11 protein-coding genes are annotated in these 11,678 nt (G+C 45.6%); 7 read left to right on the top strand and 4 right to left on the bottom strand.

Annotation, left to right across the window (positions count from 1 at the left end; translation table 11 throughout):
* Window positions 1-316 precede the first annotated feature (316 nt).
* The 4 genes from SFV55_RS18245 to SFV55_RS18230 all read left to right on the top strand — a co-directional run bounded on the left by SFV55_RS18245 (window position 317) and on the right by SFV55_RS18230 (window position 5,792).
* Window positions 317-1,495, top strand: a complete 1,179-nt coding sequence (locus tag SFV55_RS18245) for a class I SAM-dependent rRNA methyltransferase (RefSeq protein WP_320030971.1) — start codon at window positions 317-319, stop codon at window positions 1,493-1,495.
* Between the two features lie 96 nt (window positions 1,496-1,591).
* Window positions 1,592-3,859 carry an AAA family ATPase gene (locus SFV55_RS18240; RefSeq protein WP_320030970.1) on the top strand — a complete coding sequence of 756 codons (2,268 nt, stop codon included), beginning with the start codon at window positions 1,592-1,594 and terminating at the stop codon, window positions 3,857-3,859.
* Between the two features lie 9 nt (window positions 3,860-3,868).
* Complete coding sequence (locus SFV55_RS18235) at window positions 3,869-4,999, top strand: DUF819 family protein (protein WP_320030969.1); 1,131 nt, start codon at window positions 3,869-3,871, stop codon at window positions 4,997-4,999.
* A gap of 10 nt (window positions 5,000-5,009) precedes the next feature.
* Window positions 5,010-5,792 carry a PhzF family phenazine biosynthesis protein gene (locus SFV55_RS18230; protein WP_320030968.1) on the top strand — a complete coding sequence of 261 codons (783 nt, stop codon included), beginning with the start codon at window positions 5,010-5,012 and terminating at the stop codon, window positions 5,790-5,792.
* 6 nt (window positions 5,793-5,798) lie between these two features.
* Here the strand turns inward: SFV55_RS18230 and SFV55_RS18225 are convergent, their stop codons facing one another.
* Both SFV55_RS18225 and SFV55_RS18220 read right to left on the bottom strand, forming a co-directional pair.
* A complete protein-coding gene (locus SFV55_RS18225; protein ID WP_320030967.1) occupies window positions 5,799-6,752 on the bottom strand; it encodes a class I SAM-dependent methyltransferase in 954 nt (317 codons plus the stop codon).
* On the bottom strand, window positions 6,752-7,864 hold the full coding sequence (locus SFV55_RS18220; protein ID WP_320030966.1) for a D-TA family PLP-dependent enzyme: 1,113 nt from the start codon (window positions 7,862-7,864) through the stop codon (window positions 6,752-6,754). Before SFV55_RS18220 ends, SFV55_RS18225 begins: the two co-directional genes overlap by 1 nt.
* Window positions 7,865-8,009: 145 nt before the next feature.
* Between SFV55_RS18220 and SFV55_RS18215 the strand changes: the two genes are divergently transcribed.
* From SFV55_RS18215 to SFV55_RS18205, 3 genes are all read left to right on the top strand, one after another.
* Window positions 8,010-8,963, top strand: a complete 954-nt coding sequence (locus tag SFV55_RS18215; RefSeq protein WP_320030965.1) for an ADP-ribosylglycohydrolase family protein — start codon at window positions 8,010-8,012, stop codon at window positions 8,961-8,963.
* A gap of 173 nt (window positions 8,964-9,136) precedes the next feature.
* A complete protein-coding gene (locus SFV55_RS18210) occupies window positions 9,137-9,838 on the top strand; it encodes a hypothetical protein (RefSeq protein WP_320030964.1) in 702 nt (233 codons plus the stop codon).
* A 197-nt stretch (window positions 9,839-10,035) separates the two neighbouring features.
* The gene (locus SFV55_RS18205) at window positions 10,036-10,455 is read left to right on the top strand and encodes a hypothetical protein (protein WP_320030963.1); all 420 of its coding nucleotides are present in this window, start codon (window positions 10,036-10,038) and stop codon (window positions 10,453-10,455) included.
* A gap of 62 nt (window positions 10,456-10,517) precedes the next feature.
* Here SFV55_RS18205 and msrB read toward each other — a convergent pair whose 3' ends face one another.
* Window positions 10,518-11,045: a peptide-methionine (R)-S-oxide reductase MsrB gene (gene msrB, locus SFV55_RS18200; protein WP_320030962.1), complete on the bottom strand. Its 528-nt coding sequence runs from the start codon at window positions 11,043-11,045 to the stop codon at window positions 10,518-10,520.
* 141 nt (window positions 11,046-11,186) lie between these two features.
* Window positions 11,187-11,651 (bottom strand): hypothetical protein, encoded by a 465-nt coding sequence (locus SFV55_RS18195; RefSeq protein WP_320030961.1) that lies wholly within the window; start codon window positions 11,649-11,651, stop codon window positions 11,187-11,189.
* Window positions 11,652-11,678: the final 27 nt, after the last annotated feature.

The following is an 11,678-nucleotide window of genomic DNA, read 5'->3' as shown; positions in this document are numbered from 1 at the left end:
GCGCGAATTTCCTCCCACTCTTGGTGCAATGCAGACTCCGAAACAGTCTTAGCAGACCGATCCATCCATTCATTTTTTGCAAGGGTACGACTTATTTGCAAATTTGCGAACATCTGGACTTGTTTTCAGAGTAATTATTTTTCTATATAATGCAGGAAGGGAAAAAAGTTACACTTTGGGGAGAAAAAAATGATGTATGTTGAATGATGAAATTAGACCACCTTTAAAAGTCATGTCATTACTCGTTTTTCAGCATTAAAAACAATTTGCCAAATCATCACCTATCATTCATCTCTCATCATTACTTTTGCTTTCTATGAAACAAATTTTTCTCAAAGACAAACGCGATGCGGCGGTGCTCCGCTTTCATCCCTGGGTATTTTCTGGTGCCGTAGCGCGTAAGAGTGGTGCCATCGAGGATGGTGAATGGGTCGAAGTACGCTCCAATAAATCCGAACTATTGGGGATGGGCCATTATCAAGACGGCAGCATTTGTGTACGCTTGTTGAGCTTTGAAGCAGCGACCATTGATCAAAATTTTTGGACCAAAAAAATCGATCGGGCATACCAATACCGCAAGGCCATAGAATTGACGGATCGCGATCAGCTCAATTGTTATCGCCTGATTCATGGAGAAGGTGATGGATTGCCGGGTTTGGTCATTGATGTTTACGGAGAAGCGGCAGTCATCCAATGCCATTCCATTGGTATGCACCGGGATCGGGCGATGATTGCTCAGGCTTTGCAAGAAGTGTACGGCTCAAAGCTCAAGGCTGTGTACGACAAAAGTGCGGAGAGTTTGCCTAAAGAATACGCAGGAACCATTCAGAATGGCTATTTGCTGGGCACAAGAGCTGAAAATGTGGTTAAAGAATACGGAGCACTTTTTGCCATCGATTGGGAGGCCGGGCAAAAAACCGGATTCTTCCTCGACCAGCGCGAAAACCGGCGTTTGTTGGCTGAATACGCCACTGGCAAAACGGTACTCAACACCTTTTGTTACACCGGTGGGTTTTCTATTTATGCACTGAAGGCAGGCGCCCACTCCGTAGAATCGGTCGATGTGTCGGCCAAAGCCATGGAGTTGACGGAAAAAAATGTTGCACTCAATGGGTTTGATGACAGTCGCCATCGGTCCTATACCACAGATGTACTCGACTTTTTGCGCAAAACACCAAATATTTACGATTTGGTGGTAGTTGACCCACCTGCTTTTGCCAAAAATCTCGAAAAGCGCCACAACGCAGTACAAGGCTACAAACGGCTGAATGCCTTGGCGATGGAAAAAATAAAACCTGGTGGCATACTTTTTACCTTTTCTTGTTCTCAAGTTGTCAACAAACAGCTATTTTACGACACCATTGTGGCTGCGGCTCTGGAAGCAGGGCGGCAAGTGCGCGTGATGCATCAATTAAGCCAAGGCCCGGACCATCCTGTCAATTTGTTTCACCCGGAAGGGGAATATTTGAAAGGGCTGGTATTGTATGTAGAATAGGAGTTGAGAAGTTGAGGCTACCGAAGCGATTTTGACAAAGGCATTGTCCAAGTCACTGCGGCAGCCTCAACTCCTCAACTTCCCTCAACCCATATTATGGAGCGACTCCACTATCCGATTCTTTACTACCCCATCAGCGAACAAGCTGTACTGGGCCTTTTGGTTGGCTCCGAACAACAAGCCATTGCAGCCAATGTGGATACTTTGAAGTTAAAATTTCAAAACCAACTTCAAAAGGATTATAAAAAAACGGGGACCTACCCGGATATCCGCATTTCTGATCCAAAATTGAAAATTTTTCCTATTTCTTTCCGGCCTTCCTTGCGCGACAGCAACGGCGTGTATCCCTTGCCCAAGGATGTTTTGGTACCCATTCCAGCCGTATTTGGTCCATCAGATTCCGGTTTTTACCACTGCTATTTACCTGTTTTCCAGGAGCATTTCACGTATTACTCTCCAGAGCATTTTGAGGCTTTGACCGATTACGTTGCCATCAGCAATTTGAATCGTTCTACCCCTGAAGAAATTTACAAGTTGATGCGATATGGAACCCCTGGCTTAACCAGCATCGAACTAAGGGTGAATCCGCGCAACAATTATTACTGGAAGTCCAATTGGAATTTCCGCAACCAACAAACTACCCTGGCACGCCTGGGTGAGGCTTATCCACCATTGAAAGCAACCCGGCGACTGAATCGCCAGACTCCGGATGTAGCCTGGGAGCGAGAAGCGATTGTAGAACAGGTGGTGGATAAAGTGCTCAGTTCAAGGGCGAATGTGCTGATCATCGGCCATCCCGGATCAGGGAAAAGCGCCGTGCTTCAAGCTGCCATCCGCAAAATGACCAACAAGGCTAAAAGTGCCAAGTTAAAAATCAATTTCTGGCGTATTCTGCCCCAGCGGATCACCAATAGTGCCAAATACCTGGGGGAATGGCAAGCCACCTGTGAGGAGTTGATTGACGAAGCAGCCAGCACAAACAGTATTCTTTGGATTGTATCAATGGTTCGATTGCTCATGGCGGGTGGATCAGGACCAGAAGACAGCGTAGCTGCTTTTTTTCGCCCAGCCTTAACCCAAGGAAAGGTCCAGATGATTGGTGAAGCTACGCCCCAGGAGTTGGAAAGTATGCGCCGCCTGATGCCGGGTTTTGTGGAGGCTTTTCACCTCGTTCATCTGGAGGAAATGGGTGAGTTTGAAGTGCAAAGGGTATTGAGTAAATACGCACAGTTCGCGCAACTAACCCATAAAATTGACATTGGCAAAGCAGCACTTGATCTTTCTTATCGGCTTTTATCACGCTTTTACCCCTATGAAAGTTTTCCAGGTAAAGCCATCAAATTTTTGGGCAAATGTCTGGCTGAAACCCGCCTGAATCGCGCAGAGGAAATCAGTGTAGATGACGTCAACCAGCATTTTATCCAACAAACAGGCTTACCAGAACTGTTGCTCAATGATAATCTGGAATGGAATGAATCAGAACTCTTACAGTTTTTTAATGAACGGATTATTGGACAGCCACGGGCTGTGGAGCAACTGTGCAGCCTGGTCAAAATTTTCAAGGCAGGCATCAACAATCCCCAAAGGCCCATCGCTACCCTGATATTTGCAGGGCCTACAGGAGTAGGCAAAACGGCATGCGCCAAAACCCTTGCCGAATACTTTTTTGGCAAAGGGCAACAAAAAACGCCACTCATTCGCATCGATATGAGTGAGTACCAGCATGCTTTTCAGATAGATCGTCTGATAGGGGCAGATCGGGAACCAGGGCAATTGGTCAAAGAAGTTCGTGAAAAACCCTTTTCCGTTTTATTACTTGACGAAATTGAAAAAGCAGACCCGGCCATTTTTGATGCTTTGCTGGCTGTACTCGACGATGGGATGTTGGTAGATGGATTTGGTAGGGTTACCCACTTTAAAAATACCATTATCATCATGACGTCCAACCTGGGTGCTTCCGGGCGGCGCAATGTGTCTTTCTCGGATACCACCAGTTCAGAAAATACTTACCTTTCTGCCATTCTAAAACATTTTCGCCCGGAATTTGTCAACCGAATCGACTCTCTGGTTGTCTTTGATGAACTAAGCAAAGAGGGAATTCGGGAGTTGGCCAGGCGAGAATTGCGGGAATTGGGTAAACGGGAAGGTTTTAACAAGAAAAAGATTCAGCTCAATTTTTCAGAGCGACTGATTGACTACCTGGTGGCCATTGGTTTTGATGAACGGTACGGTGCTCGCCCGATGCAAAGGGCCATTGAACAAGGCATCATTGGCCCCCTGGCACTTTGGCTGTTAGAAAACCCCGATAAAAGCAATCACACCTTGTCGATAGACTACGATGGAGGTATTGTTATAAATAGTTAACTAGGTGTAGTGAAAACGGTACAGATCGCATTTCAGGTATTGGTGATGTTGATTTTCCCTTACTTGGCCCAACGTTCCAAACATTGGGGGAAATTGGGGAATTTTTTAAGCCCGGTGGTGTTGTGCTATATTTTTGGCATGATCCTGAGCAACTTTAACCTCATTCAAACACCCATCACTTTTCGAGAAACCTGTAGCCAGTTCAGTATTGCACTGGCCTTACCCTTGCTGTTGTATGCTTCCGACCTGGGCTTTGTTTACCGCAACCTCAAGGTGTTTTTACTCTCTTTTGCCTTAGCCATTTTTGCTGCAACCATAGCTACGGGGACTATAGCCTATGTTTTCTTTTCTCATATTCCCCAGATCGATCAGGCAGCAGGAATGTTGTTGGCGGTTTATGTGGGAGGAACCGTAAATTTGTTTGCTACAGGTTATGGATTAGGGGCAACAGCAGATTTCATCGGTTTGGTCAATGCTGCAGATATTGTGGTGGGGGGAACCTATTTGTTGATTTTGACTTCGGTGGGGCCGAAACTCGTTGCCTTGGTTTTGCACCGCAAGCCCAGTTCCACTTACACCCATACAATTGGAGAAGAAGCCGAACCAACTCCTGCTCCGGGGATGATCCTGGCCTGTTTGGCTTCCAGCGTTGTCATTTTGGGCATTAGTGTCGGGCTTTCTTTCCTTATTTTTGGCAACCTGAAAAATAGCGCTTTCCTCATCCTTTGCTTGACGACAATTAGTATAGCTGCCTCGCGTTTGGAATGGATCAAAATGTTGAAAGGTTCTTTCCAAGTAGGTGAATATTTGTTGCTCATGTTTTGTGTAGGGCTTGGCTTACTGGCTGATTTGGAACAATTGGTCGGCGGTGGTTTTTCAATTGTGCTCCTGACCATCAGTACGATTTTGGGCACTGTGGGTTTACACCTTCTGCTGGCCAAAATTTTCAAAGTGGACGATGAAGCCTTTTTGGTTACCTCAACAGCAACTATTTTTGGACCACCCTTTATTCCCCAAATAGCCGCCACCATCGGCAACCCTAAGGTTATTTTACCTGGTATTGCCGCCGCCTTAATGGGCATTATGCTGGCCAACTATTTGGGGATTGGTTTGGGTTGGTTAATCAACTGGATACTATAAACAGCTATTTATGCAACTATCAATCTATCAAGTCGACGCTTTTGCCAATGCAATTTTCCAGGGCAATCCAGCTGCAATCGTCCCTTTGGAAACCTGGCTTCCTGATGAAACCCTGCAAAACATTGCTACGGAAAACAACTTATCTGAAACGGCATATTTTGTTCCTGAGGGAGAAAACTACCATTTGCGCTGGTTTACCCCTTCAACGGAGGTTCGGTTGTGTGGGCATGCTACCCTGGCCAGTGCTCATGTGTTGTTTGCTCATTTGGGTTATGCCAAAGCACAACTCAACTTTAATACACTCGGTGGTTTGTTGAGTGTACGTAAAGAAGCTGATCAATACGTGATGGATTTTCCTGCGGATGAACCACAGCCTTTCCATGTTTTAAAAAGCCTGGAGCACATATTGGGCATTCAAATCCTGGAAATGGTCAAAGGAACCGATGATTACCTGGCTTTGATTGACTCTGAGGCATCGTTAGCTGCACTTCAGCCTAATTTCCGTTTGTTGTCCGATTTAAAAACCCGGGGCTTGATTGTCACTGCACCCGGTACAAGCACGGATATTGCTTCCCGCTGCTTTTTTCCCAATTTTGGGATTGATGAAGACCCAGTGACGGGCTCAGCGCATACTTTATTGGCACCTTATTGGTGTAAAAAGTTGGGCAAAAACAGCATCAGTGCCATTCAAGGTTCTACGCGTAAAGGACAGTTGCATTGTACCCTTAAAGGAGACCGTGTCGAGTTGATGGGCAAAGCTCAGACATATTTGCAGGGGACGATCTGGGTATAAAGCCAATTAGCCAACGCACTGCATCCGAAAACAACGATGGATTTTTTTATTCCGAAAATCCTGTGGAATGGTGCGTTGGCTAATTTCTTCGATTTCTACCCCTTTGATGTTCGCTTCGTCCAGTTTAAAAGAGCGGTAATTGGTAGAAAAATAGATTATGCCCCCTGGTCGGGTAGCAAAAATGACTTGATTGAGTAAATCTACATGATCCCGCTGGGTATCCAACACCTCTTTCATCATTTTACTATTGGAAAAAGTAGGAGGATCCATTACCACCAGATCAAATTGACCTGAGCGCAGCGTGTCGAGGTATTGTTTGACATCAGCTTTAATGAGGTAGTGCTTTTGACCAATTTGATCGGCAAAATTATTCACACGCAGGTTGGCTTCGGCCCAGTCCAGATAAGTATTTGATAAATCAACCGTGGTGGTAGTCAGTGCACCGCCAGCCGCTGCATAAACGGTGAATGAGCCAGTGTAAGCAAATAAGTTCAAAAAATGTTGGCCTTCAGCTTGTTCACGCACCATTTGGCGGGTGTTGCGATGGTCGAGAAAAAGGCCAGTGTCGAGGTAGTCGCTCAGGTTGACCAAAAAATTGAGGCCGTTTTCCTGTACCAATCTTTGGTGTTTTTCAGTATCGACCTTTTCGTATTGCTGTTGGCCTTTTTGGCGTTTGCGTTCTTTAAAAAAAACCAGAAAGCGCGGCACTTCCAGGATTTTGGCAATAATATCCAGGCATGCTTCCAACCAGGCCTGGTGTTGAAATTCGTCCAAGGAATGTTGACGTTGGTATTCAGCTACATGTACCGCCTGCTCGTAACGATCAATCACCAGCGGGAAATTGGTCAGGTCATTGTCGTAAACGCGATAACAAGTTACACCCTGGCGGCGTGCCCATTTGCTGATGTGGCGATCAACTTTTTGTAAGCGATTTTCGAACTCTAGTAAATTTTCATTCATCAAATGGCAATTTTACGTTTGCGGGCGACCACATTCCAGGTATCAACCCATTGCCCATTTTGGATGACGCAGGCGTCTTCATAAAGGTTGATGGTAGGGCAAATGTGATAAGGCACCCCATACAAGGCATCCCCTACTTTCCAGTTGTCCCAATCTTCAACTTCCAATACCAAGTGCTCTTCACTTTGGGAAACGCAGCGATAATTGTCCAGATTTAGGAATTTCACCCGTTTATCGATGGGATTTTCGGCGGCGATGGCCTTGTGGCCCAAATCTACAGTGATGTACCCTGCCTTAGGTTTGGAAATAACCCGGGTAAAGACCAAACCTGCCCATTGAAAAGGCTGATCCGGCAAACCTTCGCCATAGCCCCAATCCCAAACCAAACAGGTACCCGGACTAATGTGTACCCCTTCGCGCAAGGTGTGTACCGTTTGAGCAGGTGAGCCGCCAGCAATTACCAATGGTTCGGGCAAACCTGCGGCGCGAATTTGTTCCAGTAAGACCTTGATTCCAGCAAATGCCTGATCACTTTTCGCTTTTCGTGCAGCAAAATCAGCATCCCGGAAATTGCCATCGTATACGTGCAAGCCTAAAACTTTCAAGTAAGGATAGCGGAATAAAGACTGGTAAAATGGGAAAAGTTGATCATCGACTGGATGGCCCGAACGGTCCATGGCATTGTTTACGTCAACCAGCACATTGGCGGTCAATCCATGGCGGGAAAACACTACCTGATAGGCTGAAGCTGCGTCGACACAATCCACTAGACTAACAAATTCTACTTGTGGGTACGCTTGAACCAATTGTGCCCAGCGTTCAATTTTTGGGCCAACCAACTGGTGTGCAATGACTACTGTGGTAGCTCCTGCCTTAGCCGTCATTTCCGCTTCGGCGATGGTAGCGCATTTAAACCGGGTGATGCCTCGCATGATTTGCATCCGCACCAATTCAGTCATTTTATAGGTTTTTACGTGAGGAACCAGGCGCTCAGCATCACCTGCGATTTGCAACATCAGGTCGATGTTGTAGGCCACCCGATCTTTGTACAGCAGCAAAGCAGGTGAGTCGATTGAAGCAGGATCGTTAAGGGTAAACCAGTTGTTGTCCATAGATGCAGTACTTTGAGGGCGAAGTAAAGGAAAAAAGTTGAAGAGTTTAGGGCTGGAGGGTTTAAAAGTATTGACAGCCTGCTCCTAAAACAATTATCTTGCGCCAATTCTTTTCAACCTTTCAACCCAAAACTTTTCAACTCATATGAACATTGTACGCGATGCCTTGATTGGACTTGCCGTCGGAGATGCCCTCGGCGTTCCGGTAGAATTTGAATCTCGTGAAAGTTTGACGGCCAATCCAGTCACTGACATGCGGGCCTATGGTACTTACAACCAACCTGCGGGTACCTGGTCAGACGACAGTTCACTGACTTTTTGTTTGGCGGATAGCCTGACGCAGGATTTTAACCTGGCGGACATGGCCCAAAAATTCGTGGATTGGAGCGAGGCCCGCATATGGACACCTCATGGCCAGGTTTTTGACATTGGCATCACAACTCGTGAAGCCATGGAAGTTTTAGAAGATATTCTGACCAATGGCGACCACGAAGCACTTCAATTCCTTCACCATGAGGCGGATGAGATGAGCAACGGCAATGGCTCTTTGATGCGCATCCTTCCGCTCCTCTTTTACCTCAAACACCAGCCTGCTGAAGCTTGGTTTGAAATCACCTGGCGGGTGTCTGCCCTAACGCACGGACATATCCGAGCCGCCATTGCCTGCTGGTATTACCTGCGTTTTGCCTGGCATTTGTGGCAAAGCGGCGATAAGCGCAGCGCCTATCTGGAAGTACGCACTGAAGCCCGGGAACTGTTCCGCAAAAAAAACATTGCCTTCAGTGAGCAACGCATTTTTGATCGAGTCGTTGAACACAGCATCAGTTTTTTGCCTGTGTCTGAAATTGCTTCCGCGGGATATGTCATGCACAGTTTGGAAGCGGCGATGTGGTGTGTCCTGCACTACAATACCTATGAAGAAACTGTATTGGCAGCCGTAAACTTGGGCCACGATACAGATACAACCGCGGCCATCGCAGGTGGTTTGGCCGGGATTTTATATGGTTTTGACGCCATTCCCAGCGAATGGGTCAATCAATTGGCTCGCCTCAAAGATGTTCTCCAATTGTGCGATGATTTGAATAAACGCTGGAATTGAAATCCGGTGCTTTAGCGGTTGTAACCTGGAGTGTTTTTTTAATTTTAAATAAATGAGAAAATTTTGTCTGAGTAAAAAAAAATTACTCCTAAAAAAGAGATAGTTTTTTAATCAATAATTTTGTTTTAATCAAAAAAGTGATAATTTTGCAACATACAGCTTATCAAGTAGCTATGAAAAAACAAACAGTACACCGTCAATACAATTTCCCCGATGCCGATCTTTATTTGTTGTGCATGGAACGGATTCGGGATGCCCACCGGGATCTGCAATATTTTGAGCAGTACGGCTATAGCCTGGATCGCCTGAAGGGTTTTAAAAATCTCTGCGATCAATTCAATACCCTGCCTGACGATGACGAGTTGGTGGGAGAACAAATGCTCACGACTGAAAAAAAGGATACCGCATCCGAAAAATTAAAAACCGCTATTCGCAGTTTGATGACAAGGGTGGCGATGAAGTACAACAACCGCTCTGGGCGTTACCGCAAATTTGGTACGGCCAAAATGGGTGATATGACAGATGCACAATTATTGTTCTGCGGTCGCCGGGTGGTTAGAGTAGCCCGCCAACAAATTGACTTTTTGGCCGAAGTAGGCGTCAATGAAACCCAAATCCAAAGGGTTGTAGACGCACATCAGGATTTTGAAAATGCACTCAATATCCAGCAAGACAAGATTGCTGACCGCGACATTTCTGTCGAGCGCCGCATTGAACAAGGCAACAAATTATACCAGGAACTGATCGTGTTGTGCAATATAGGTAAGGACATCTGGGCAGAACGAGATGTCAGCAAGTATGAAAGTTATACCATCTACGAAAGCAACAATGATCAAAAAATAGCGCGTAAAGAACGTGTAGGCGATCCTATGTGATCGCCTATACCATTTAAAAATTTGTTAATTCCCATTTTTTTCAAACCCTTCTCTCCTACCCTTCCGTCTTACCGATCAGCAATGCCAATGAGTAATTCTGGCATACAATCCGAAAAGGCGACTGCAAGTGTCGCGAATACTAATTAGGAATCCTAACTGGCACCGACTGGCCAAAAGGAAACCCAAAACCTTTAGACATGAACGTATTCAAAGCATCAAGATTCCTGGCAATGCTAGCCATTGTGGCTGCTTTTTGGGCCTGCGATCAAAAAGACGATGCGAGCCCGGACCAAAATGAAGTGGTAGGCAAGTGGAAACTGGAGGACATATCCGGTGGATTTGCAGGTAATGGTTACAATGCCGATTGGAACTACCTGGAATTAAAGGCCGACCTGACTTACCGTCGACTGCAAAACGACAGCCTGCGTTATCAAGGGACTTATGCATTGCAGATGAAAGATGGTAAAACCTTTGTCGATTTTAAACCCTCTGCTGTGCCCAGTAATGCACCTTTTGAAGACCAGGACAAAGAAGTAGTGTTGGAAAAGAACAAGTTGATCTTGAGTGATCCTTGTTGCGATTTGTTTCAATACGAGTTCTCTAAAGCAAAGAATTAGCAGGCTTTATGCTAAATGAAAGTGCGGGGTGCTGGCTTTTTGGCCAGGCACCCCGTAATTTTTTAGTCTTTTCCCTCGAAGTTGAGCGAAACTGAGTTGATACAATAACGCAAACCCGTCGGTTGAGGGCCATCCGGGAAAAGGTGTCCCAAATGCCCTCCACACCGCGCACAATGTACTTCGGTACGCATCATGCCCAGACTATTGTCCGATTTTCGGGCAACATTACCTTTCATGTATTCATCCCAGAAACTTGGCCAGCCTGTGCCTGATTCAAATTTGGTTTCCGAATCAAACAAAGGCAAATCGCAGGCACGGCAAGTGTACACCCCTTTTTTGTGGTTGTTCCAATATTTCCCCGAAAAAGCCTGTTCCGTGCCAGCCTGTCTGATGACATGGAATTCCGCTTCATCAAGTTCTTTTTGCCATTCCTCATCACTTTTGATCACTGGCCCCAGGATTTTACCATCAAGGTCTACAAACTTCCCGGTAGGATCAACTTCATTTTTGTAGTTGGATTTGGCACTGTTGCAGGAAGTACATAGCAGTGCAGGGATTGCCAATAGCAATACTGTTTTTCTGAATTTCATATCGATTACCTGTTTAGCTGGAAATACGAGCTTAATGAGGGGAATAGTTTTATTGTCAAGGTAGCTAAACTAGTTCACCGTAAAGGGCGAAAAAATAAGACTCATTTTGCAACACCAATAAGATACAATTCTATTTATGGTTCACTTTCTTTTGTTTTGCCTAAAACGGGGTTGATTCCACTCTTCCTTTTGAGCGAAATTGACAATACTGCGAATGGTATTGACCAATGCTAAAAAGACCAGGTAGCCAAAAGTTACCACAATAAGTATCCACCAATAAGACCCTGCCTCACTCAAGCGCAAACCAGACAAAAACCAGGCCAGGGAGATGGAAACCAACACGAGTCCCAAGAAGCTATAGATTGATTTTCCCCAATATTGCAAAGTATTTGCCGCAGTCAGTGACAATACTGCATTGAACATGGCGAAACACAACAAAAATGAGGCAGCAGTTAAATACGCGAAACGAGGCTCCAAGGTAACCAAGCCAGTCCACTGCAAAAGTTCAGCAATCAAGTTAACCAATACGACACCCGCCAAGGCAATTATTGCTTGAATGATCGGATCGGAAATGTTACCCCAGTTTAAATTATTCACTTTGCTCATGCCTAATAAAGTAGGAAACGATGCCTA

This window comes from Haliscomenobacter sp., assembly GCF_033763495.1.
GTDB lineage: Bacteria > Bacteroidota > Bacteroidia > Chitinophagales > Saprospiraceae > Haliscomenobacter.
This window is presented reverse-complemented; position numbering and strand designations above follow the sequence as displayed.